This is a genomic window from Sphingomicrobium astaxanthinifaciens, from assembly GCF_022865105.1.
Classification (GTDB): domain Bacteria; phylum Pseudomonadota; class Alphaproteobacteria; order Sphingomonadales; family Sphingomonadaceae; genus Sphingomicrobium; species Sphingomicrobium astaxanthinifaciens.
In genome coordinates, this window is the sequence record NZ_JAKNYM010000001.1 from 616,063 (window position 1) to 639,614 (window position 23,552).

Annotated in this window: 16 protein-coding genes; 1 reads left to right on the top strand and 15 read right to left on the bottom strand. The window is 68.8% G+C overall.

The window, feature by feature from the left end; all coding sequences use genetic code 11:
* Positions 1-29 precede the first annotated feature (29 nt).
* From L8951_RS11475 to L8951_RS03020, 4 genes are all read right to left on the bottom strand, one after another.
* Positions 30-764 carry a TonB family protein gene (locus L8951_RS11475; RefSeq protein ID WP_265535895.1) on the bottom strand — a complete coding sequence of 245 codons (735 nt, stop codon included), beginning with the start codon at positions 762-764 and terminating at the stop codon, positions 30-32.
* 30 nt (positions 765-794) lie between these two features.
* Complete coding sequence (cysN, locus tag L8951_RS03010) at positions 795-2,729, bottom strand: sulfate adenylyltransferase subunit CysN (RefSeq protein ID WP_244381513.1); 1,935 nt, start codon at positions 2,727-2,729, stop codon at positions 795-797.
* The gene (gene cysD, locus L8951_RS03015; protein ID WP_244381514.1) at positions 2,729-3,637 is read right to left on the bottom strand and encodes a sulfate adenylyltransferase subunit CysD; all 909 of its coding nucleotides are present in this window, start codon (positions 3,635-3,637) and stop codon (positions 2,729-2,731) included. The genes cysN and cysD overlap by 1 nt, the downstream gene beginning before the upstream one ends.
* Positions 3,638-3,827: 190 nt before the next feature.
* A complete protein-coding gene (locus tag L8951_RS03020) occupies positions 3,828-5,009 on the bottom strand; it encodes an autotransporter outer membrane beta-barrel domain-containing protein (RefSeq protein WP_244381515.1) in 1,182 nt (393 codons plus the stop codon).
* 150 nt (positions 5,010-5,159) lie between these two features.
* On the opposite strand from L8951_RS03020, the gene L8951_RS03025 reads away from it, so the two are divergent.
* Complete coding sequence (locus L8951_RS03025; protein WP_244381516.1) at positions 5,160-6,407, top strand: pectate lyase family protein; 1,248 nt, start codon at positions 5,160-5,162, stop codon at positions 6,405-6,407.
* 20 nt (positions 6,408-6,427) lie between these two features.
* Here the strand turns inward: L8951_RS03025 and L8951_RS03030 are convergent, their stop codons facing one another.
* The 11 genes from L8951_RS03030 to asnB all read right to left on the bottom strand — a co-directional run bounded on the left by L8951_RS03030 (position 6,428) and on the right by asnB (position 23,544).
* Positions 6,428-7,555: a glycosyltransferase family 4 protein gene (locus L8951_RS03030; RefSeq protein WP_244381517.1), complete on the bottom strand. Its 1,128-nt coding sequence runs from the start codon at positions 7,553-7,555 to the stop codon at positions 6,428-6,430.
* Positions 7,555-9,369 (bottom strand): tetratricopeptide repeat protein, encoded by a 1,815-nt coding sequence (locus tag L8951_RS03035; protein WP_244381518.1) that lies wholly within the window; start codon positions 9,367-9,369, stop codon positions 7,555-7,557. The genes L8951_RS03030 and L8951_RS03035 overlap by 1 nt, the downstream gene beginning before the upstream one ends.
* 5 nt (positions 9,370-9,374) lie before the next feature.
* Positions 9,375-10,664 (bottom strand): KpsE/RkpR family capsule polysaccharide export protein, encoded by a 1,290-nt coding sequence (locus L8951_RS03040; RefSeq protein WP_244381519.1) that lies wholly within the window; start codon positions 10,662-10,664, stop codon positions 9,375-9,377.
* Between the two features lie 20 nt (positions 10,665-10,684).
* Complete coding sequence (locus L8951_RS03045; protein WP_244381520.1) at positions 10,685-11,383, bottom strand: ABC transporter ATP-binding protein; 699 nt, start codon at positions 11,381-11,383, stop codon at positions 10,685-10,687.
* Complete coding sequence (locus L8951_RS03050) at positions 11,380-12,213, bottom strand: ABC transporter permease (protein WP_244381521.1); 834 nt, start codon at positions 12,211-12,213, stop codon at positions 11,380-11,382. The genes L8951_RS03045 and L8951_RS03050 overlap by 4 nt, the downstream gene beginning before the upstream one ends.
* Complete coding sequence (locus L8951_RS03055; protein ID WP_244381522.1) at positions 12,210-13,268, bottom strand: polysaccharide biosynthesis/export family protein; 1,059 nt, start codon at positions 13,266-13,268, stop codon at positions 12,210-12,212. The genes L8951_RS03050 and L8951_RS03055 overlap by 4 nt, the downstream gene beginning before the upstream one ends.
* A 53-nt stretch (positions 13,269-13,321) precedes the next feature.
* Positions 13,322-15,316, bottom strand: coding sequence for a glycosyltransferase (locus L8951_RS03060; RefSeq protein ID WP_244381523.1), 1,995 nt, complete (start codon positions 15,314-15,316; stop codon positions 13,322-13,324).
* 173 nt (positions 15,317-15,489) lie between these two features.
* A complete protein-coding gene (locus L8951_RS03065) occupies positions 15,490-17,325 on the bottom strand; it encodes a hypothetical protein (RefSeq protein WP_244381524.1) in 1,836 nt (611 codons plus the stop codon).
* Between the two features lie 8 nt (positions 17,326-17,333).
* Positions 17,334-18,551 (bottom strand): hypothetical protein, encoded by a 1,218-nt coding sequence (locus L8951_RS03070; RefSeq protein ID WP_244381525.1) that lies wholly within the window; start codon positions 18,549-18,551, stop codon positions 17,334-17,336.
* Positions 18,552-18,553: 2 nt separating this feature from the next.
* Entirely contained in the window at positions 18,554-21,598 is a 3,045-nt protein-coding gene (locus tag L8951_RS03075; protein ID WP_244381526.1) for a glycosyltransferase, read from the bottom strand.
* Complete coding sequence (gene asnB, locus L8951_RS03080; RefSeq protein ID WP_244381527.1) at positions 21,595-23,544, bottom strand: asparagine synthase (glutamine-hydrolyzing); 1,950 nt, start codon at positions 23,542-23,544, stop codon at positions 21,595-21,597. The genes L8951_RS03075 and asnB overlap by 4 nt, the downstream gene beginning before the upstream one ends.
* Positions 23,545-23,552: the final 8 nt, after the last annotated feature.

Sequence of the window (23,552 nt, forward strand, 5' to 3'; positions counted from 1 at the left end):
GCCATTCGCGCGCAGCGCGGCGACGCGGGTCAGCGCCCGACCCAGCGCTGCATGTAGCCATACCAGGCGACATAGGGTCGCCCGGCGGCATCGCGTGCCGGGTTGAAGCGCACCTTGCGCTCGACCAGCTGGCACGTCAGCGCGTCGATCTCGGGGTCGCCGATCGAGCGGTTGACCCTGCAGTCGGTCGCCCGCCCGTCGACCTGCACGCGGACCGCGACGAGCACCGCGCCGCCGACCGGCCAGCGGCGGCGGATGTCCTTGGGATAGTCGCGCTGGGTCAGCGTCGTGCGGGCGATCACGCTGGGGCGCGTACCCCCGCCCCCGCCGAGCCCGTCGCCGGCCCCGCCCGAACCGGTGCCGCTGCCGATCCCGCCCGCGCCGGTGCCGCCCTCGTCGACCTCGGCGGCCCCCTGCGTCGCCTCGGCGCCCTCGCCGGCCCGCGGCGCGGCGACGACGGGGGGCGGCACGGGGATGGGGGGCGTGATCTCGGGGCGCACCACCTCGGTGGCCGCGCTCTCGACCTGCTTGGCCGAGGCCTCGCCCTCCTCGCGCGGGGGCGCCTCGCTCGGCTCGGGCAGGCTCTCGATGATCGGCGGCGGGGGCTCGAGTTCGACATCGTAGGTGACGAGGTCGGGCTGGCGCTCGACCAGCATCTCGACCCCGCCGGCGGTCATCAGCGCGGCGATCGCCACCCCGTGGAGGAGCGCGATCGCCCCGATCGTCCCGGCCTTGGCCTTGCGGCTGCGCGTTTCACGGTACATGGCGAGGCAACGCGGTCGCGCGCTTGCGGTTCAACCCTCGAGCCGTTCGAGCAGCGCGGCGACGACCGCCTCGGCGGCGGCCTCGGCATCGAGCTTGGTGGTATCGATCCGCAAGTCGGGCTTGAGCGGCGCTTCATAGGGGCTGTCGATCCCCGTGAAATTCTTGATCTTGCCCGCGCGCGCCTTGGCATAGAGCCCCTTCTCGTCGCGCTCTTCGGCGATGCGCAGCGGGGTGTCGACGAAGATCTCGATGAAATCGCCCTCGGCGCACATGTCGCGGACCATCTGCCGTTCGGCCCGGAACGGGCTGATGAAGGCGGTCAGCACGATCAGCCCCGCCTCGGTCATCAGCTTGGCGACCTCGCCGATGCGGCGGATGTTCTCGATCCGGTCGGCATCGGTGAAGCCGAGGTCCTTGTTGAGCCCGTGCCGGATATTGTCGCCGTCGAGCAGGAAGGTATGGCGCCCGCGCGCGACCAGCTTCTTCTCGACGAGGTTGGCGATGGTCGACTTGCCCGCGCCCGACAGGCCGGTGAACCACAGGATCGCGGGCCGCTGGCCCAGCGCCCGCGCCCGCGTCCCGGGCGAGATGTCGAGCGCCTGCGGATGGATGTTCTGCGCGCGCCGCAGAGCGAAATGGAGCATCCCTGCCCCGACCGTGGCGTTGGTCAGCTTGTCGATGAGGATGAAGCCCCCGAGCGTCCGATTGGCGCTGGCGCCGTCGGGGTCGGCATAGGGCTCGAAGGTGATGTCGCGGTCGGTGGTGAGCTGCGCGACCCCGATATCGTTGAGGTCGAGCGTCTTGGCGGCGAGCTGTGCCAGCGTGTTGACGTCGACGCGATGCTTGGGGGGCTGGATCGTGGCCGAGACGGTCTGGCTCGCCAGCTTGAGCCAATAGGCGCGCCCGGGCAGCAGCGGCTCCTCGTCCATCCAGACGATGGTCGCCTCGAACTGGTCGGCGCTGGCGGGCGGGTCGTCCGCCGCGGCGATCACGTCGCCGCGCGCGCAGTCGACCTCGTCGGCCAGCGTCAGCGTCACCGACTGGCCCGCGACCGCCGCCTCGAGGTCGCCGTCCATCGTCACGATCCGCTCGACCCGGCTGGTCCGCCCCGAGGGCAGCAGCCGCACCCGCTCGCCCGGCGCGATGCGCCCGGCGGCGACCTGCCCCGCGAAGCCGCGGAAATGCTGGTCGGGCCGGTTGACCCACTGGACCGGCATGCGGAACGGCTTGTCCTGGTAGACCGCGCTCGCGACGGGCACGCGCTCCAGATACTCGTGCAGCGTGGGGCCCTCGTACCACGGCATGTTGGTGCGATCGTGCGCGGTGATGTTCGCGCCCTCGAGCCCCGAGACCGGGATCGCGACGACCCCCTCGATTCCGAGCGTGTCGGCAAAGCGCGCATAATCGTCGACGATCTTGTCGAACACCGCCTTGTCGTAGGTGACGAGGTCCATCTTGTTGACCGCCAGGACGAGGTGGCGGATGCCGACCAGATGCGCCAGGTAGCTGTGCCGCCGCGTCTGCTGGAGCACCCCCTTGCGCGCGTCGACCAGCAGTACCGCAAGGTCGGCGGTCGAGGCGCCGGTGACCATGTTGCGCGTATATTGTTCGTGCCCGGGCGTGTCGGCGATGATGAACTTGCGGCGGTCGGTCGCGAAGAAGCGATAGGCGACGTCGATCGTGATGCCCTGTTCGCGCTCGGCGGCGAGACCGTCGACCAGCAGGGCAAAGTCGATGCGGTCGCCCTGCGTGCCGACGCTGCGGCTGTCGGCCGCGAGGCTGGCGAGCTGGTCCTCGAAGATCTGCCGGCTGTCGTGGAGCAGCCGCCCGATCAGCGTCGACTTGCCGTCATCGACGCTGCCGCAGGTAATGAAGCGCAGCAGCTGCTTGGTGCGCTGGCGTTCGAGGAAGGCGGTGATGTCGCGTTCGATCAGCGCGCGGTCGAGGTCGCCGGGCCGGGCCATCAGAAATACCCCTCCTGCTTCTTCTTCTCCATCGACCCGGCGCCCGCGTCGCGATCGATGAGGCGCCCCTGCCGTTCGCTGGTCGCGGTCAGCAGCATTTCCTGCACCACCTTCTCGATGGTATCGGCCTGGCTCTCCACCGCGCCCGACAGCGGGTAGCAGCCCAGCGTGCGAAAGCGCACCGAGCGCAACTGCGGCACCTCGCCCTCGGCGAGCCGGAAGCGGTCGTCATCGACCATCAGGAGCATCCCGTCGCGTTCGACCACGGGGCGCTCCGCGGCGAGGTAGAGCGGGACGATCTCGATCCCCTCGGCGAGGATATATTGCCAGATGTCGAGCTCGGTCCAGTTCGACAGCGGGAACACCCGCATCGTCTCCCCCTTGGCGTGGCGGACGTTGTAGAGGTTCCACAATTCGGGGCGCTGGCGCCGCGGATCCCAGCGGTGCGAGGCCGAGCGGAAGGAGAAGATGCGCTCCTTGGCGCGGCTCTTCTCCTCGTCGCGGCGCGCGCCGCCGAAGGCCGCGTCGAAACAGTGCAAGTCGAGCGCCTGCTTGAGCCCCTCGGTCTTCCACAGGTCGGTGTGGAGCGCGCCATGGTCGAAGGGATTGATCCCCCGCTCGGCCGCCTCGGGATTGCGATGGACGAGCAATTCGATCCCCGCCTGCTCGGCGATCCGCTCGCGCATCCGGTACATGTCCGAGAATTTCCACGTCGTGTCGACATGGAGCAGCGGGAAGGGCAGCGACCCCGGGTAGAAGGCCTTGCGGGCGAGATGGAGCATCACCGCCGAATCCTTGCCGATCGAATAGAGCATCACGGGGCGCTCGGTCTCGGCCACGGTCTCGCGCAGGATATGGATGCTTTCGGCCTCGAGCCGTTCGAGATGGGTCAGCGCGGTCTGGGACATGGGCGTGGGCGGTTGCGACTTTCGATCGGGCGAGGCGGCGCCCCGCGCGGCCGGTCCGGCGACGGGCGGCGCGCGGGGTCGTTGCCCCCGGGCTGCCAAGCCATGCACGAAAGGGCAAGGCTCGACAAGAAAGGGCCGCCGTTGGCGGGCGACCCTTTCATGTCGATCGGTGCGACCTAGCCCCGGGGGATCACCCCCGCTCGGGCTCGGGCATCGGCGGCGGCGGTGCCGGCGGCGGCGGCGGCGGCGGGCACGGGTCGGTCGCCAGGATCACGGTGCCATCGGGGCAGGTGATCGTCGCCGGCGCCGGCGGCGGCGGCGGCGGCAGGTCGGCGGGCGGGCTCGGCGGCACGATGACCGACACCGGGCGCTCGCCGAAGGGGAAGCGGATGCGAATGCCGCCCGAATGTTCCTCGCGCGCGCCGTTGAAGAGCGCCTGGTAGCCGAGCTTGACGTCGGCATTGCCGACCATCCCGCCGAACGACAGCCCGATCAGCGCGCTGTCGCGTTCCTCCCAGTTGGAATAGAGCGAGCTCGGGCAGCCGACGCAGTCGGTGTCGAGCCGCGCGCGTTGCGGCCCGAACATGTGGCGCCAGCCAAGGTCGATCTCGGCGATCACCCAGTTGATGTCGGCGCCGAACTTGGCACCGATGGTCGAATAGGTGCGGGCCTCGTCCTTGTCGACGAAGACGAGCGCGTCGCTGGTCGCGCCATCCTCGCTCAGCCCGTCGAAGCTGAGCGAACTGTGGTCGACATGGATGTAAGGGGTCGCCGAGGCGGTATCGCTGAAGGCCCAGTGATAGCCGACATGCGCGCCGAGCGTCCATTGCGTCATGTCGACATCGCCCGAGGTCGTGGCGCGCTCGGCATCGCCGCCCCACCAGCTGTAGCTGCCGACCGCCTTGGCATAGGGGCCGACGCCGTCGTCGAAGCCGATATAGGCGCCGATCGTCGGGCCCGACAGGTCGAAGCTGTCGCTGACCGTGTCCTCGAAGTCGAGATTGCGGTTGGCATAGCCAAGCGCGATTCCGGCGAAGGCCTCGTCCGACAGCGCGAATTGCGCGCCGACCATGCCCGTGATCCGGTCATAGCCATAGGGAGCCGACAGGAAGTCGCCGTCCTGCCCGCCGTCGACATAGTCGAGGGTCCCGATCCACGTCACCTTCTGGCGCGCCTCGCACAACAGCGCGACCTCGCATTCGGACATGTCGGTGAGGAGCGCGTTGGTATGCACCCCTTGCGCGACCTGGAGCTGCGCCTGCCCGGCATAGGTCGAGCCATCGACCACCTGTGCCATCGCCAGCTGCGGCACGGCGAGCCCGGTCCCGATCATGCTCGATGCCAGCAACAGCCGTTTGCAAATTCTCGACATTGGAAGACCCCCTTGGCGTATCGCGCAATCGCGACAGTCGCATAATGCTTATCTAGGTTAGCCGATAAAATCCAGAGTTAATGGCCGATGGTGTTCCGACCAGCCCCTTGCGACTTGCCAATCTTTACTGGGACGGGCAAGAATTCGCGTATGATACGCTCGCTGCTGCTCCTCCTCGCCGCGCTGGCCGCCGCCCCCGTCGCGGCGCAGACCACGGTGACCGAAACGCGCCTGCTCGACGGGCTCTACGGCTATGGCCGCGCGACCACCGGCGGGCTGGGCAAGCCGCTCTATTTCGTCACCACCACGCGCGACACCGGCGAACCCGGCTCGCTGCGCTATGCGGTTGAACGCGGCGACTATTGGATCGTCTTCCACCCAGGCCTGTTCGAGCGCGACAACGGCTCGCTCGGGACCAAGGACGCGATCATCGACCTGCGCGCGCCCCTTCGCATCACCAAGGGTAATCTCACCATCGACGGACGCGCGGGCTTCGAAAAGGACGGCACCCCGCGCCGCGTCGTGTTCCAACGCAACTATCGCTGGTCCGAATACGAACATGACGGCGATGTCGGGTGCCGCCGCAAGATCGCCCCGGGTTATGACGGCATCCTGCTGATCAGCGATGCGCGCAACATCATCGTCAGCCACATCGCCTTCTATCAGGAGGTGCATGGGACCCGGCCCGCCAATGTCGTCGAACCCGACTGCCTCGGCGACGTGATCACCATCTTCAATCCCGCGCACTCCAAGGCCAGCGCGATCGGTTACGACGACATCTGGATCAACCGGTCCGATTTCCGCAATTGCATTGATGGTTGCATCGACATCACCGATCCGACCGACGACCAGCACGCGCGCATCACGATCTCGGGCAACCGCTTCTCGCAGACCTACAAGAACATGCTGCTCGGCAATTTCAACACCGACCAGCCGCAATATAATTACCGGTTGCGCGTGTCGGTCTACCACAATCGCTTCACCGACGTGCAGCAGCGCAACCCGCTGTTCCAGGGCATGTACGGGCATGTCTGGAACAACGTCTACGAGAACTGGAAGAGCGTCGGGGTCGACGTGCGCGGGCCCGCGCGGGTGTTCATCGAGCAGAACCTGTTCCGCGCCAAGGATCGAACCTACCGCGCCTTTTGGATCCGCCCCGGGTCGGAGAGCGGGGCGCGGTTGTGGGCCGAGAACAACGTCTATGCCGGGGGGGCGCTCGATCTCGACGACGATTTCCCCGCCGTGAGCGGGGTCAGCTACCTCTCCTATTACGAGGATGCGGCGAAGGACGCGCCGATCCGCGACATCACCGCCATGTCCTATGGCGCGGCGATCGGCTACCTGCGCGCGCAGGCCGGGTGGAAGCCCGAGACCAACGACATCTACCTGACCAATTAGACCCCGCGCCGGGGCGGCGTTCAGCAGGGGGCGGTCGCGAGCAGCTCGATCTCGCGCGCGATCATCCGCTCGATCCCGATGGTCCGGCGCACCCGCTCGGCCGCCCCTCGCGAGCGCGCCGCGAACAGCACCGGATCGTCGGCCATCTCGCCGATCGCGGCGGCCAGCGCGTCGGCATCCTCGGGCGGCACCAACGCACCCGACGATGCATCGACGAATTCGGGCACCGCGCCCACCGCGGTGGTCACGGGCACCAGCCCCGAGGCCATCGCCTCGTCGCGGCTCACCCCTTGCGCGTCCTCGCGGCTCGGGCAGAGGAAGAGGCCGGCCTCGCGGTGCGCCGCCGCGACCTCGGACTGGGTGAGGAAACGCTCCTCGACGCGGACGTTGGGCAGTCCGGCGATCGGCGCCAGCAGCCGCTCGAACAGGCGCCCCTCCCCCACGAACCGAAAGTCGAAGCGGTCGAAATCGGCGCGCGCGCGCAGCCGTTGCACCGCCGCGACCGACAGGTCGTTCGCGTAGCGCCAGTCGCTGAAGGGGCGAATGCTCAGCACCCGATAGCGCTGCGTCGCGGGCTTGGGCTCATAGGCGAACAGGTCGGTGTCGATCGGGGTCGGCGAGACGACCGCATGCGGGACCGGCCGGCCCAACGCGGCCTGCGCTGCGGCGCGGGCATGCGCCGAGACGAACGCCAGCCGGAGCCGTGCCGGCCAGTCGTTGGTCAACCGCCGCCAGAAGGCGAGCCGCCGCTCGAACATCGCCGCGGCGCGCGCGGCGCGCTCGGGGTCGTCGTCGGCGCGTTCGGTCACCCGGTGGAAGGGGATGAGCTCGGCGCCGTAGATCCAGCCGGTCGTCGGGATCGCGCCCGCGCAGGCGCGGAGCAGCGGCCCGAAATCGTCGGCGGGGGCATGGGCCGCGATCGCGTCCGGGGCGAAGCGGTTAAGATGCTCGATCGCGATCTCGGCCGAGCCGACATCGACCCCCACCCCCTCCCACGCATAGGTGCGATGCGGCTGGCGATGGCGGATGACGAATACCGCGACCTCATGCCCGGCGCGGTGATAAGCGAGCACGCGGCGATGAACGAAACCGTGGTTGTAGATCTTCTCCCCGCTCGGATAGCCGCGCGTGGCCACGAAGATGCGCATCAACCCGCCTCCCAGATCCCGCCCTCGAGCCCGAGATCGACCGGCGGCCCGGCGAGCCGGCGCTCGAGGCTGGCGAGGTAGGCGTCGCGCCAGCGATCGAGGAACGGGTCGAGCGGCTCGTCCTCGCCCCTGCGCGGCAGCGGCTCGACGAGGAAGCGAAAGCCCGGATCGGCGGTCGTGAGCGAGACGAAGGCGCTCGGCGCCCCGCGGTGGTGGGCGAGCCGGGCCGCCACCGACTGGTAGGGCAGGTGGTGATCGCCGACGCGGACCATCGAGGGGCGCACCACGGGGCGGCGGTCGACCGCGAGCAGCAGCGCCTCGCCCCGCTCGAGCGTCGCCAGCGCGGCCCGGGCGACCTCGCCGTCGCTCTGCTGCGCGGCGCTGATGACCTGCGGTTCGAAGGGATGCAGCGCCGAGGGTCGGTCGACCACCGCGCGCCCCTCGACCCCGAGCATGTCGAACAGCAGCGGCAGCCCGGACAACCCCGCCAGGTGCGCGGTGGCGAGCACCAGTCCCCGCCCCTTGGCGAGCGCCTCGAGGAGGAATTCGCGATCGGCCGCGGCCAGCGTGGTGCGCGCCGCGAGATGCGCGGGCGCGTCGGGCACGACCTCGAGCCACTGCTCGAGACCGAGCGCGACCCGATGGCCCCGCTCGAGCGCGGCGCGATCCGCGCCCGGGCAGAGGCGCTGCGCCCACGCGACGCGCTCCGGCGCGGGAAGGGGAAGGTCGTCGCGGGCCAGTGCCGCGTCGAGGTCGGCGGGCACCTTTTCGGCCAGCGCGCCGCGCAGGACCGCCATCCGCATCGCCGCCCGGTCGCGATAGCCGAGGCGGTGGAGCAGCGCGACGATTTGGCGATGCGCGTCGATCTCGGCGGGCGCGAGCCGGGTCGCGTCGCGAAACTGCTCGATCGCGTCCTCGAACTTGCCGGCAGCGCTCGAGGCCTGCCCGAGCAGGATCCGCAGGCGCGCATCCTCGGGGTCCTGCGCGACCGCCGCCCGCAGCCCCGCCTCGGCCTCCTCGACCCGGCCGGCCGCAAGCTGCGCCTTGGCCAGCGCGGCCCCCAGCGGTGCGGACATGCCATGCACCTCGCGCGCCGCCTCGAGCCGGTCGATCGCCGCCTCGAACGCCCCCGCGGCGCGCTCGCCGCGCGCCTGGACGAGCGTGGCCGCGAGGCTCTGGCGCCCCGCCGCGGCGGCGGCGGCGGCGATCGCCTCGGCCCGCGCGTCGTCGCCGAGGGCGCGCGCGGCATCGATCGCGAGTTCGTCCGCCGCCGCCTCCGCGCGGGACGCGTTGCGGTCATAGAGCGCCACCGCCTCGGCGTGATACGCGGATGCGACGAGGTGCCGCAGCAGCTCCGACAACAGCCCCCCGGGCAACGCCATCGTCGCGAGCCGGCTCCGCAGCAGCCGCTCGGCCCGCGCGCGCTGGCCGACGCGCAGCAGCAGGCCGAACCGGGCCGCGAGTAGGCGCGGATCGTCGGGGTCGTCGACATCGGCCCGCTCGAGGATCGCGAGCGCCTCGTCATCGCGCCGGTCGGCGGCGTGCGCGCGCGCCAGCGCGACCAGCAGGTCGATCTCCTCGCCGTGGGATCCCAGTGCGCGCTTCAGGACGGTGCGCAGTTCGGGCCAGGCCGCGTGCGCCTCGCAGGCCGCGATCCCCCAGTCGCGCAATGCCTCGAGCGCGCTCGGGGCCGACCAGTCGTCGATCGCCAGCAAGGGACCGAACGCGCCCCGCCGCGCGGCTTCGCGCGCCGCCTCGAGACGGTCGGCCAGCGCCGCCTCGTCGCGCGGCGGCCCATCCTTCGCGCCGGACATCGGCCTCAGGCCGTCCGCAGCGCTCGAAGCCGCCGCCCGATGACGAGAAGCCCATAGGCCAGCAAGGCGAGCAGCGCGGCGGTCAGCACGAAACGCGGCACTCGGTGCAGCTCGGCGATGCTCGGCGCGACCGGGCGGGCGATCACCAGGAGGTAGCGGCGCTGCTCGAGCGCCCGCAGGCGCGCCGCCTCGAGCGTGCGCAGGATCGATTCCAGGTTGCTTTCCGCCAGCTGCTTTTGCGCGGTGGCCGCCTCGAAATCGACGAGCGTCCGCTGGACCGACCCGTCGCGCCCCCCGACCAGCCGCTCGCGCTGGCGCGCGATCTGCTGGCGCAGCGCCCTGGCGCGCGCGTCGAGCCGCGGCAGCAGCGGGCTTTCGGTCAGCCCGTTGGCCAGCAGCGACTGGCGCTCGCTCTCGACCTCGGCGAGCTGGACCTCGAAATTGGCGATGATCGAGTAGGCGTTGGCGGCGCTGGCGGCCGGGTCGACATCGGCGCGCCGGCGCTGGATCGCGGCGACCCGGGCGTTGGCCTCGCGGACATTGCCCTCGGCTTCGGCGAAGTCGCGCTCGAGCGCCTCGATCTGGTCGCGGTTGAGGCGGTCCGACATCGACGCCACCTTGGCGGCCCCCAGTTCGAGCAGTTCGGCCGCGAATTCGGCCGACTTCTCGGGGGTGAGCGCGCGCACCTTGAGGTGGAGCAGGCTCTCCTGCATGTCGACCGTGAGGTCGATGCGGCGCAGGTAGAAGTCGTGCGCGTCGATCCCGAGCAGCGGGATCTCGCGCGGGGCGCCGAAGAAATCGACCCCGCTGCCAGCGAAGTGGTCGAGGAACCCATGCTCGCGCTGCATGGCGAGCATCGCCTCGCGCGAGAGCAGATATTCGCGCACGCGATAATCGTCGTTGAGTTCGGACCCACCCGTGACCCCGGCGAGCAGGCCGACGCCCCCCGCCGCCTTGCTCCCCGCGACCGTCGAGATGGTGAAGGTCGCCTCGGCCTCGTATAGCGGGCGGGCGATCACCGCATAATAGAGCGCGAGCAGCAGCGTGGGCAGCGCCACGAAGGCGATCATCCGCCGCCGCCGCACGCGGCGCTGTTCGGCGCGGCGCAATTCGGCCTCGGCCTGCTCGGCCTCGAGCTCGGCGGCGCTGGGCAGCAAGGCCTCGGCAGCCTCCTGCTTGCGCGCTTCCTCGCGCGCCTTTTCCTCGGCGGCATCGGCCGCCTTCTTGTCCTTGGACGTCGGCGGCTCGATCGCCTGCTGCTTGCGCCATGCCGCCAGTCGGTCGTCGTTGCTCATGCGAAATTACCTATAGAAGCTCATGCGGTGTGGAAACCCGACATGATGTCGGCGATCTCGTCGAGGCGGCTCGTCGTGTCTTCGAACAGCGCCCTGGCATCCTCGAAATCGCGACAGGCGATGATCCGGCCGTGTCGGAGCACCGCGAACTTGTCGGCGAAACTCTGGGCGATGCGCGCGTTGCGGGTGACGAGGAACAGCCCCGCGTCGCGGATCTTGCGGCGCAGCGCCGCCTCGCACTTGGCCCGCATGTCCCCCTCGCCCACCGCGACCTTCTCGTCGCTCAGATAGACCTGTGCGGGGATTGCCATGCTGGTGGCGAAGGCGAGCAGCGCGCGCATCGTCGAACTGTAGGTCTGGACGGGCTCGAAGAAATGGTGCCCGAGTTCGGTGAACAGCCGGACGTAGGCGGCGATCTCGTCGGGGTCGTGATCGGCGAGGGCGGCGATGGTGCGCACGTTCTCCTCGCCCGTCATGGCGGGGTGGAAGGGCCCCGCGAAACCGAGCGGCCAGCTCATGTCGGCGTCGCGGTGTACGGTCCCCTTGGTCGGCTGGTCCAGCCCAGACAGCAGGTTGACCAGCGTCGACTTGCCCGCCCCGCCCTCGGCCAGCACCGCGACATGGTCCGAGGGCTCGAACAGGAAGGTGACATCGTAGAGCACCACCTTGGTCTCATACTCGCCGTGATGATATTTGTGCGCGTTCTCGAAGCCGATCACATCAGGGCCTCGCTGGCGGCGCTGTCGTCGCCCTCGGCGGCGCGCCCCAACCCGCCGTGCTTGGCCACCCAGCCGATGCTCGTCATCGCGGCGATCCAGGCGAAAGGGACGAGCGGGGTCGCCATGACGCTCACATAGCCCGCGAACATCCCCTCGCGCAGCGTCTCGATGGCGTGGAAGAGCGGGTTCCACGACAGGATCTCGCGGACCCGCAACGGCAGTTCGTTGGCGATGTAGAAGATGCCCGAGATGTAGAACATCGGACGCAGGACGATCCCCTGCGAGCGCGGGAAGGCCTCGCTGTGCGTGCCCAGCCCCACCATCATGTAGCCGAACGCCGCCCCCAGCCCGGCCGCCATCGCGAAGCCGAACAGCGCGGTGAGCACGTCGTGCATCTCGAAATAGCCGAAGAACAGATAGTTGAAGGCCAGCAGCCCGGCCGAGACGAACAGGCCGTTGTAGGTCTCGACCACCCCGACCGCGGTATAGATGGCGGCGGGCCTTGTCGTCCCCAGCGCGATGATCTGCTTGAACGCCATGCGCGCGCGGATGAAGGCGTTGATGACGTAGCGGAAGGTCGCATAGGGGATGATCCCCGACAGGATGAAGCTGAGGATGTCGGTGTCGATCGGAACCCTGCTGCCGAAGAACAGGAAGACGAAATAGACGATCGCGACCCAGGCGAGCGGGGTGGCGTAGGTCCACAAATAGCCGAGCCGATCGCCGGTGTAGCGCGAGCGGACCTCGCGGGCGATGATCGTCTGCACATGCCGCGCGAACCGCCCGGGGGACCGGCCAGTACCGGCCCGCATCGCCTCGGGGCCGGTCATGGGATGGCCTGGTTGGTCCGCGATGCCGTGGTCAAGGTGGCCGAGATCGCGCTGAGAATCTTGCGGGTCTGCGCGAAGGACGCGCTCGAGACCAGCACGATGTCGCCATCGATCATGGCGAATTCGCCCGCCGCGAAGAGCTGGGCCGGGTTGCGCACGTCGAGCTGGTAGATGGCGAGCTCGGCCGCGCCCGGCACCGGCGTGTCGGGCTGGCGGCGCAACAGGAAGACGCCTTCGGGATCGGCCTGGTCGTCGGCGAGCCCGCGGCTCGAGGCGAGCGCGTCGAGGAGGCTGAAGCGGTCGCCGAGGATGGGCACCCGGCTCTGGACGCCGGCCGCCCCCATCACCGTGACGAATTGGTCGGCGTCGGACACGATCACCACATCGCCCGGCCGCAACGCGATATCCTCGGCGGGGTCGGCGAGCAGCCGCGCGAGCGAGACGCGCCCGACCATCCCGTCGCGGCGCACCTCGACCTGCGTGGCGCGGCTGGTCTCGGTCTGGATCCCGGCCCGGCCGAGCAGGTCGGACAGCCGGCGCATGCCGGGCGCGAGCGCGAGCGAGCCGCCGGTCGCGACATCGCCATAGATCGCCACCGTGCGCTGCGCGCGCTCGAGGAACTGGACGTCGACCTGCGGGCGGAAGAGCGTGCGGCGCAGCCGCGCGGCGATCGTCGCGCGGATCTCGTCGAGCGTCCGACCGGCCGCGTCCACGCTGCCGGCGAAGGGCACGAAGATCGAACCGTCGCCATCGACGACGAGCCGCTCGATCGTCAGCGCGCCGCCCGGCAGCGCGCTGCTCTGGAGCCCGGTCCCCTCGATGATCGACAGGCGCAGGTCGTCACCGACCGACACGCGCTCGAGGTCGATCGGCTCGGCTTCCAGCATCGCCGCCGGAAAACCCTGGCCCGGGCTCGCGCGATAGGCCTGCGCATCCGCCGCGTCGATCGGCGTGATGACGAGACCGCTATCCGCGCTATTGCCGACGAATTCGGCCGTGGTGGGCGCACTGCGCGGCAGCGTGCAGCCACCGACTGCCAGCGCCAGCGCCAGCACGCACCCCAAACGCCTAGAGATCATCCTGTCGCCTCTTCCCTCGCCTCGTGCGGCTACCTGCCTACAGCAAGTGCGGCGAAATTGTCGACAAATTGTGCGACCGAGAAGCGCAGCGCGACATGCGACATGGCCTCGCCCCGCTCGGGGTCGTCGCGCGAGGCGAGCATCCGTTCGATCCCCGCGCAGGCCTCGTCATAGTCGATCTCGTCGGCCGAGCCGAGGACCACCCCGCTACGCTCCTCGAGCAGCGTTTCGGCCGACCCGCCCGCCGGCGTGGTCACCACCGGGATCCCCAGATACTGCGCCTCGATCAGCACGTTGGGCAGCCCTTCGTAGCGCGAGAGCAGCACCTTGACGTCCATCTTCGAGTACCAAAAGCCGATGTTGGTCGAATGGCCGACGAACAGGATGCGGTCGGCGATGCCGTGCTGGATCGCGCGGTCCCGCACGGTATCGAACAGCCGCCCGTGGCCGACGATGACGAATCGCGCGGTCGGTCGGCGCTTGAGATAGCGGTGGGCCAGGTCGATCCAGCGCGAGGGCTGCTTGTCGCTCTCGAAGCGGAACACCCCGCCGATCGTCTCGGTCGCATCGGCGGTCCGGGCCGCGAAGCTCTCCCATGCCCGCTCGTCGGCCTCGCTGCCGTCGGTCGAGAGCGGCGGGACGCCGTTGTAGAGCACGTGGAAACGGTCGAGCGGCAGGTCGAGCCATTCGGCATAGGCGGCGGCGGCGGCGCGGCTGTTGGAGACGAACTGGACCCCCGGCAACCGCGCCAGCTCGCGATAGAGGATCACATATTCGGGCTTGAAGCGGTCGCGGCGGATGTTGGGCGGCAGGCCGCGGAACATCAGCTGGATGTTGGGGGTGCCGACGATCAACGCGGCGAGCGCCCCGATAAGGCAGGCGCCGTCCTGCCACAGGCTCACCACCTCGCGCGGGCGCTCGGCCAGCAGGGGGGCGAGGCGCGTCACCCCGTAATGCACCTGCGGCGGCATGTGGCCGAGCAACTCGACCAGTTCGGGGTCGGCGAGCGCCTGCTTGCGGGCCGCGACCGGGGTGCGCTGGTCGAGCTCGGAGACGGGGACCCCGCATTTGGCGAGGTCGGGCAAAAAGAAGCTCGCCTGGATCGATTTTCGATGCGACTTGACGATGACCTCGACGGGGCCCTCGATGCGCTTGCGCTCGTTCAGATAGTCGCGTTGCAGGTGGCAGGCGAGCCGGGTCATCTGCCGTTCGGCCCCGCCGGGACCGAGACTGCCGGTGACGAGCGCCACCCCTTCATGCTCGTGCGCCACCTCGCGCCGGCGGTCGCGCCCGCGAAAATGGCGGATCGCATGCTTAAGCGCGAAGAGCCGGTAATCGGTGCCGCGCAGCGCCTCTTCCGGCTCGTAGCGGAGCATCATCGCGCAGGTCTGCTCGATGTCGGCGGCCAGCTTGCGCCCCGCCGCCGAGGAGCCCTGCGCCGACGGCGCGATCATCGCGCGCGCCTCGATGATCCAGCCGCGCTTGAGCAGCCGCTTGGCGGCGTCGATCCGGATGGCATGCCGGTTCTGGTAGCGCTCGACGAGCCGGGCGAAGAGCGCGTCGGCGGCCTCGGCCTGCCCGATCTCGTCGAGGATCTGGGCGCGGGTGAAGGCGATATCGCGCCGCTCGAGGTTCTCGGGCAGCCAGCGATCGAGCAGTTCGAGCGCGAGATCGCCGCGTCCCTGCCGGGTCAGCCAGAGAAGGTGGTGCCGCAGGACGGTGCGGTCGTTGGGCATCACCTCGAACAGCTGTTGCCAGCCCTCGGCGAGCCCTTCGAGCTTGCGCGCGCGCTCCTGGATCTGGAGCAGCAGCGACATGTTCTGGTAGCCGATGGCGCGCCCCTCGGTCAGCTGGCGCGCGATCGCCAGCTGCTCGCCGGCGGTGGCGACGCTGCGCGAGCGAGCCAGCAGTTCCTCGAGCCGAGCCTTGAGCACCGCTTCGGCGTGGCGGCAAGCCTCATGACTGGCCGAGGCCATGTCGGTGCGCGCCTTGAGAGGCTGGAGAGTGGTCCCGCTGCTTGCCATGATCGTTACTCGTTTACCGAAGAGGACGCAGAAGGTTCCTCGGGGGCCTCCAGAACGTCGCCGTACTGGTGCCAGAATGTGACAGTCGGTCGGATCGAGCCCCCCTCTTGGTCGTTCTCGCCCCGTAGCAGAAAAGTCCGCCGGGCCCCAGCGCCGCGTTCCCGCCCCGTGGGCTAGAGCGCGATCTCGCGCCAGAAGCCGCCCGATAGGCGCAGGCTGTCGGGATAGCTGCAGAAGGTCTCGGACAGGATCCGCGTGAAATCGGTGAACCACACCGGAATGAAGGCATCGAGCGTGTCGATCGGGCGCGGCATGATCATTTCCTCGAGCCGCACCTGGACCCGGTCCCCGACCCAGACGACCTGCGGGAAGAAGCATTTCACGCCCAGCTGGTAGACCGCGCGCGGCACGAAGTCCGACAGCAGGATGTGGTCGCCCTCGTAATCGATCGGGCGCGCCGCGACCGACGAACTGCCGTCGATGGCGAGGCTCACGACCGCGCCCTCGCGCACCGCGCCGAAGATCTTCTTGGCCAGCCGCATGCGATTTTGCGAATAGGTGGAGAGCAGGTTCTTCGCGCCCGGGGCGTTCGAGACCGACGGGGTCGAGGCCACCCAGCGATAGTCGAGATCGCTGTTGGCCAGCCCGACCGGCCCCGCGAACAGCGCGCCGATGTGCGCGGCGGCGAGGAAGACCCCCATGCCGTCGCGGGTCTCCTCGCGCAGCCGGTCGATCGCCTCCTCGAGCCCGTCCATCCGCTCTAGGATCTGGCCCGCGTCCTGCGGCCGCGTCTCGATCCAGTTGAGCGTGAGATGGTCGGCGAGGTTGTTGCGGATGTTGGCGCGCTCCCACGCCTCGCGGTCGGCCGGGCGGCAGCCGATCTGGTCGAGCTTGCGCCACGCCCATTCGAACCGCGCGGCCGGGATCGACCCACGCTCGATGCGGTTGTCGAGCCCGCGCAGCGCCGACTCGAAATCGGCATAGCCGGACAGATCGCGGCTCGCGAGGTCCTCCTTGTAGTGGGTCTTCGCATCGTCCTCGTGCCCGGCGCGCAGCGAGGCACTGACCAGCGCCCGCCGCCAGCCGCCATGGTGCGGATTGTCCTCGACGAGGCGGCGATAGAGCCGCATCGCATCCTCGTTGCGATCGTTCAGCATGAGCGCTTCGGCGACCTGCGCGCGAAAGCTCTCCTGCTCATCATCGATGGTCTCGGGATCATATTCGAGCACCTCGAGCGCGCGCGCGTCGCGACCGAGGCGGGCCAGCGCGCGCGACAGCTGGAGACGCGCCTGCCGGTCCTCGGGCTTGAGCGCCACCGCCTTCTCGAGGATGTCGACGATTTGCGGATCGGTCGAATGGGTCTGCAACATCGCCCGGCCATATTCGCTCAGTAACCGGAAATTGTCGCTGTCCGGCACCGCGATCCCGCCGAGCAGGTCGCGCACGAGGTTGGCGCGGCGGCGATTGACCAGGTAGAAGGCCATTTCGCCGAGCGCGTCATGGTCGTCCTCGGCCAGGTTGCGCACCGCGCGCGCGGTCTCAAGCACCTCGCTCTCCTCGCCCGCGCGCTCGAAGGCGCGCAGCGCCATCAGCGCCATCGTCTTGTCGGCGCGAAAATCGGGCAGGTACAGCCGCGCCAGCTGGCAGGCCTCGTCATAACGATCGAGCTGGAGCAGGATCCGCAGCACCGCCCCATGCACCCACCCGGGCACCGTCGCGTCCTTGGTGTCGCAGCGCACCCCGAGCTGGTCGAGCAACGCGCTCGCCTGCGCCTTCCGCCCGCCCATCAGCGCATAGTCGATCCGGTCGATCTTCTCGCGGTAGCGGTCGGGCCGGCGCTCGATCAGCGCCGCGAAATAGCGGTCGATCTGGTCATAGTCGCGCGCCTCGATGGCGGGGCCGAGGACGGTGTTGCGTGCGCGCTCGAACTGGTCGTCATCGTTCAGGTCGAACGCGTCTAAACGCGCAGCGAGGTCTTCGGGGGACTGGCTGGTTCCAACTTCACTCATGACGTGCCTTACATGCGATTTTCCAAGGCGAGCGCAAGCGTCTCGCGACCCTGGCCGCGCAGAATTCGGGCGAGCCATCCCGCCGAACCCGCATTGAGCACCGGGGCCTCCTTCAGCTCTTCGGCCCACTCCTCGATCATCGGGAGGGTGGCGAGCAGCTCCCCCAGCTTGCCCAGCGCCGACAGGTCGCTGTTCATCGCGACCTGGAAGAAGGCGCGCTTCACCTCAGCCTCGGAGCCGTCGACGATCGCCAGCTCGAGCCGCAGGCGCTTGGCCTCGGGATTGGCGGGAAAATAGCTCTCGACCGCTTCGAGCAGCAGCTTGACCTCGTCGCGCTTGTCGGCGTCGCCGGTGGCGATGAACGCCTCGGCATGCGGCACCACCACCCGTTCGATCGCATCCTCGGGGTTCTCGCTCACCATCGCCGCGATCTGGTCGTGGATGAAGCGTTCGTACCAGTCGTCGAGCACCGCCTCGCTGAACGGCTCGGTGAAATGCGCCAGCGCGGTCGAATGGTCCTCGATCGCGCGCTCCTGCCCGAATTGCTCCATCAGCGCGGTAGGGTCGTAGACGCGCGCGCCGATCTTGCGCCCCGCCGCCTTGACCGTCTCGATGAAGCGATCGCGGCCGGCGAGCCGCTCGCCCATATTGTCGCGCGCGTTGACATGGGTGACGAAGAGGACCTCGCCGAGCCCGGCTTCGAGTGCCTCCATGTCGCGGATCAGCGCTGCCTCGTCGGTCCGGGTCATCTCGATTCGCGCGAGCAGGTCGGCCTCCTCGCGCTGCCGGGGGTCGCTGCCCCAATGCTCGGCGAGAAAGGCGCGGCGCTCGGCCTCGCTGCCATGGAGCGTCAGCCGGTTGAACGCCTTGGCGCGCTCGGGGTCGGCGAAGAAGTCGGCATAGGCCTGTCGAAGATAGTTGAGCTGGATCGCCGCGCCATCGAGCTGCATCTGCTTTTGCGAGGAGATCTCGACAATGTAGAGGTCGCTGGGCTCGAACGGCTCGCGCAGTCGCGGGTTGGTCTGCCACTTGGGCGAGATCAGCGGCCAGACGCGCTCGTCGGGCTCGAACTCGCCCTTGAGGTAACGCATCTGCTGGACCGCTTCCGACGAACTGTGGGTGTAGCCCCAGATGCGCGTCATGTTCATCCGGAAGCCGTGGCTCTCACGGCACAGCCGCAAGGGGGTGGCGACCCGGCACGATCCGATCGGCGTGATCGTCAGCATGGCTAGGCGGCCGCCGCGTCGCCGGTCGGCTTGTCGGCGAGGATCCCCTTGAGCCGCTCGACCATGGTCGCCAGGCTGAAGCGCTCGCGCACCCATTGCGGCGCGGCGCGGCGGAACGCGTCGAGCCGGGGCCCGTCCTCGAGCAGCTCGACCAGCTGGTCGGCGATCGCGGCGGGGGTTCCCTCCTCGATCAGGATGCCGGTCTCGCCCGCGGCCATCGCCTCGGGGGCGCCGCCCACGTTCATCGACGCCACCGGAAGCCCGATCGACTGCGCCTCGATCAACACGTTGGGCAGCCCTTCGGTCTCCGAGGACAGGAACAGGACGTCCATCGCCTGCATCCACGGCTCGACCGGCGACTGGCGGCCGACCATGTGGATGCGATCCGACAGCCCTTCCTTCTCGACCAGTTCGAGCAGGTCGCCGCGCATCGGGCCGTCGCCCGCGACGAGCCCGTAGACCTTGTCGTCCTTGCGCGCCGCCTCGATCAGCGTGCGGGTCCACAGGTCGGGGCGCTTCTCGGTCGAGAAGCGGAGCACCCCGCCGATCACCAGCGCATCTTCAGGGATGCCATGCTCGCGGCGGATCCGCTCGCGCGCATCGGCTTCGGTGCGCGCCGCGATCGCGTCGAAATCATAGCCGTTGTAGAAGGTCTCGATGAACGGCTCGTCGACCCCCAGCCAGTCCTCGTAGTCGCGCGCGCCGTTGGCGCTGTTGTTGAGCACCGTGACGCGGCCCTTGTAACGCAGGATCGCGTGATAGCCGTGGTGGAGGTACCGGCGGTGACGCCGGATCTCGACCGGACGGGTCGAACGGGTCGAGATGATGATGTGCGGAACCCCGGCGGCGATCGCGGCGATGGCGCCCGCGATATTGACCGCGTCCTGCCACAGCATCACCGCGCGCGGCCGCTCCTGCACCAGCCGGGCAAAGAAGCTGATCGCCATCTTGGCCACCTCGGGCGGCATCGCGGCCAGCGCCCGCACGGTGTGCAGATGCTCGGGGTGGCGCGCCATCACGTCACGGATCAGCGCGTTGCGGCGGTCATCGGAGAAGTGATACAGCGTGGCCCCCGTGGCCTCGATCTCGGGCAGGAAGAAATCCTCGCGCACGTTGGGGTTGAGCGCGTTGACCGCTAGCGCCATCTCCTCGCCCTCGAGCGGATAGTCCGCGAACCCCTGCATCACATAGGCGACCTGCCGTTCGGCACCCCCCGAACCGAGGCTCGAGGTAAACTGGATGACGCCCTTGCGGTCGGGGCTGTGGTCAGGTTCGGCATGCTTGACCAGCGCATCGAGCAGCAGTTCGGGGAAGAGGCCCTCGACCGGTTCGATCGCATTGTCGGCATCGACCGGCAGCGCGTCGGGGCCGCGCTCGGCGCGCGCGACCTCGCGGAACGCCGCCATGCACTGTGCCTGCGCGTGGAGCATTCGCTCGTCCCGGCGGGGATAGTGAATTTCGTCGTAGAAGCGGCACAATTCCCAGGCCCGCTTGTAATTGCCGGTGACCATCAGCAGCGGCACCGCGGTGCGGAGCGCGACGCCCGAGCGGCTGTTGACCGCCAGCGCCTTCTCGGTGGTCTTGAGCGCCTCGTCCTCGAGGCCCGCGGCGAGGAAGATGCGCGAAGCATAAGCGAGTTCCTCGGCGGTCTCCGCGCCAAGCGTCTCGACCCCGCGGCGGGCGAAGTCGGCGGCCTCCTCGAGCCGGTTGTCGAGCATCTTATGGTGGGCGCCGTTGAGCCAGAGGATCGGCTCCTTGGGTACCTTCTCGACCGCTTCCTCGAAGTGCCGGATCGCGTCGTTGCGACGATTGCAGCTGGCGAGCAGGTTGCCGTAATCGTTGAGCATGTTGACGTCGGAGGGCTGCAACGACAGCGCGCGTTCGACCTGCGCCAATTGCGCGAGGAACGGGGCACCCTGCTTGCGCAGGATCCGCGCCAGCGTCCGGTTGAGCAGGAAATTGTCGGGATCGAGCGCCAGCGCCTTGTCGAGCTCGGTGCGCGCCTGATCCAGCTTCTCGACGCTGATCAGGAATTCGACGAAGCCGAGGCGCAGCTTGATATTGTCCTCATTCTCCTCGATCCCGCGCTCGTAATAGCCGATGCTGTCGGACAGGTCCTCGCGCATCGCCACGCGCGCCTGGAAGTTGATCCGGGTCACCGCATCGAGACAGTGGCCGTACAGTTCGAGCAGCTCGCGCGCCTTCTCATAATCATTGTCGTTGATGGCCTGGCGGATGAAGAACATGGCGGCCTCGCCATGGTCGGGGGTGTCCTTCAGCACCGCGCCATAGCGATCCTCGGCGAGCCGAAGGTCGCCGCGATTGAAGGCGATCCGCGCGAGGAAGATGCGCGCGTCGCGGGCGTTCTTGCCCTCGAAGATGCGCTCGACCTCGGCATATTCCTTGTCGGCGCGCTGCCAGTTGCCCTGCGAATAGAAAAGGCGCGCGCGCGCCAGCACCCGCTCCTTGGCGAGCGGGCCATCGGGATCGATCCGGTCGAGCCACATCTCGGCCAGCCCGGTGAAGCCCTGGTCGATGAAGGCCTGCGCGATCGACATCGCGCGATTGTCGTCGCCTTCCTTCTGGTGGAGCGCATCGGCGAGCGCATGCGCCTCGTTGACCTTGCCCTGCGCCAGGTTGATGCGGATGAGGAGGCTGTCGCGCAGCGGCGCCATGTCCTCTTCCTGCAGCGCCTCGCGCTCGGTGCAGAAGGCCTCGGCCTCGTCGTGGCGGCGCAGCTGGATCAGCGCGTTGACATGCTGGTTGATCGGCCCCGGACGCTTGGGGCTCATCTCGTGCAGCATCAACCAGTAGCGCGCCGCTTCCTTCCAGCGCCGCGCCTGGTTGGCGACGAAGGCCGCCGCCTCGATGATCGCGACGTCGCGCTCGCCCTCGCGGATCACCTTGTCGAACTTGGCGAGCGCACGCGCCTCGTCGCCTTCGTGATAGGCATCGAAGGCCTGGTTGATGAGCTTGTCGCGACGGTCGACCAGCGCGGGCGGCGGGGTCGGCTTGCCCTTGAGCGGTCGCTTGATCATGAAGGTCATGCCGCCACTCCTTCGGCCTTCACCTGCTCGAACGCGTCGGGCGCGCCGACGTCGATGTCGAGCGGGCCGCTTTCACGGCGATCGGTGAAGGTGCGGTGCCACAGTTCGAGACACAGGAGGTTCCACAGCCTCGTGCCATGGTCCTCGTGCCCCTTGAAATGCTGGTCGAGCATCCAGTTGGTGAATTCGGGCCGCAGGTAGCCGCGCTCGCGGAACGCCTTGCTGGTCAACAGGTCGCCGACGAGGTCGCGGATCTCGTAGCGCAGCCAGTGCTGCACCGGCACCGCGAACCCCTGCTTGTCGCGGTAGAGCACGTCCTCGCTCAGCTGCGGCTCCATCGCATATTTGAGCAGCGCCTTCATCTCGAGGCGGCCGTTGCGTTCGAACACGCGCAGGTGCTGCGGCAGCGAGGCCGCCCAGTCGGCCAGCTCGTGATCGAGGAACGGGCTGCGCCCCTCCACGCTCGCGGCCATCGTCGCGATGTCCGCCTTGATCAGCAGGTCGTCGGGCAAATAAGTGTCGACCTCGGCTCGCGCGGCGATGTCGATCGCATTATGGTCGTCCGCCAGCTCGAAATAGGCGGGCAGGCGATCCGACGAGGGCGCCAGCAGATAGTCGATCAGCGCCGGCCCGTAGCCCCATTGCTTGTGGCGGTCGCGGAACTTGTCGATGAAGGGGATATAGCGGTCGCGGATGGTCGGGCGCCCGAAGGTGCCTTCGGGGTCGATGACGATCTTCTGGCGCAGGCTCTCGCCACGATCGCCGAGCCCGGCGATCATCGTCTGGAAGCGATCGTAGCGCGAATAGCCGAGGAAGATCTCGTCGCCCCCGTCGCCGGTCAGCGCGACGGTGACATGCTGGCGGATCTTGTGGCTGAGCGCGGTACTCACGAGCGCGCTCGAATCCGAGAAGGGCTCGCCATAATGCCAGATGATCTCGGGCAGCGTGTCGATCAGCCCATAGTCCATCTTGAAGCTGTGATGCTCGGTCTCGTAGCGCTCGGCGACCTCGCGGGCCCAGGCGGTCTCGTCGAACCCCGCCACGTCGAAGCCGACGCTGAAAGTCTTGATCGGCTCGCGCACGAAGGCCGACATGCGCGCGACCACCGCCGAGGAATCGACCCCGCCCGACAGGAAGGCGCCGAGCGGCACGTCGGAAATCAGCCGCATCCGCAGCGCTTCGTCGAAGCGCTCGAGGAATTCGCCCGCCGCCTGGTCCCGGGTCATCTCGCCCTTGGCGGGATCGACCTCGGCGAGCCGCCAGTAGCGCTGCGGAGAGGGCGGGTTGCCCGGGCCGTGCCGCGGGGTCACCCGCAGGTGATGGGCGGGCGGCAGGCGCTTGACCCCGAGGAAGGCGGTATCGATGCCGGGCGTGTAGCCGAACGAGAGGTAGTCGTGGATCACGCGCAGGTCGGTGCGCCGTTCGAAACCGGGCCATTCGAGCAGCGACTTGACCTCCGATCCGAACAGCAGCGCATCGCCGCACCACGCATAGACCAGCGGCTTCTTGCCGAAGCGGTCGCGGGCGAGGAACAGTTCCTGCTTGTCATGGTCCCAGATCGCGAAGGCGAACATGCCGCGCATCTTCGAGGGCAGGTCATCGCCCCACTGGCGATAGCCGTAGAGCAGCACCTCGGTGTCGCTCTCGGTCTGGAAGCGGTGGCCGAGCGCCTCGAGTTCGGCGCGCAGGTCCATGAAATTATAGGTCTCGCCGTTGTAGACGATGGTGAGCTTCCCGTCGGCCGTGTGCATCGGCTGGTCCGACCGCTCGTTGAGGTCGATGATCGCGAGGCGGCGATGGGCGAACCCGACCGTCCCGTCGGTCCAGGTCCCCGATCCGTCGGGTCCGCGATGGACGATCTGGTCCGACATCGTGCGCAGCGCCGCTTCCATCCGGCCTTTCTCGACCGAACCGTTGCGATTGAGGACACCAACTAATCCGCACATAGAGACAT

Excerpts from the sequence above, each read along its gene's own strand:
- cysN (WP_244381513.1), bottom strand. The coding sequence starts at position 2,729 with ATGGCCCGGCCCGGCGACCTCGACCGCGCGCTGATCGAACGCGACATC.
- L8951_RS03065 (WP_244381524.1), bottom strand. The coding sequence starts at position 17,325 with ATGAGTGAAGTTGGAACCAGCCAGTCCCCCGAAGACCTCGCTGCGCGT.
- cysD (WP_244381514.1), bottom strand. The coding sequence starts at position 3,637 with ATGTCCCAGACCGCGCTGACCCATCTCGAACGGCTCGAGGCCGAAAGC.
- asnB (WP_244381527.1), bottom strand. The coding sequence starts at position 23,544 with ATGTGCGGATTAGTTGGTGTCCTCAATCGCAACGGTTCGGTCGAGAAA.
- L8951_RS03070 (WP_244381525.1), bottom strand. The coding sequence starts at position 18,551 with ATGCTGACGATCACGCCGATCGGATCGTGCCGGGTCGCCACCCCCTTG.
- L8951_RS03030 (WP_244381517.1), bottom strand. The coding sequence starts at position 7,555 with ATGCGCATCTTCGTGGCCACGCGCGGCTATCCGAGCGGGGAGAAGATC.
- L8951_RS03040 (WP_244381519.1), bottom strand. The coding sequence starts at position 10,664 with ATGAGCAACGACGACCGACTGGCGGCATGGCGCAAGCAGCAGGCGATC.
- L8951_RS11475 (WP_265535895.1), bottom strand. The coding sequence starts at position 764 with ATGTACCGTGAAACGCGCAGCCGCAAGGCCAAGGCCGGGACGATCGGG.
- L8951_RS03035 (WP_244381518.1), bottom strand. The coding sequence starts at position 9,369 with ATGTCCGGCGCGAAGGATGGGCCGCCGCGCGACGAGGCGGCGCTGGCC.
- L8951_RS03025 (WP_244381516.1), top strand. The coding sequence starts at position 5,160 with ATGATACGCTCGCTGCTGCTCCTCCTCGCCGCGCTGGCCGCCGCCCCC.
- L8951_RS03020 (WP_244381515.1), bottom strand. The coding sequence starts at position 5,009 with ATGTCGAGAATTTGCAAACGGCTGTTGCTGGCATCGAGCATGATCGGG.
- L8951_RS03050 (WP_244381521.1), bottom strand. The coding sequence starts at position 12,213 with ATGACCGGCCCCGAGGCGATGCGGGCCGGTACTGGCCGGTCCCCCGGG.
- L8951_RS03075 (WP_244381526.1), bottom strand. The coding sequence starts at position 21,598 with ATGACCTTCATGATCAAGCGACCGCTCAAGGGCAAGCCGACCCCGCCG.
- L8951_RS03060 (WP_244381523.1), bottom strand. The coding sequence starts at position 15,316 with ATGGCAAGCAGCGGGACCACTCTCCAGCCTCTCAAGGCGCGCACCGAC.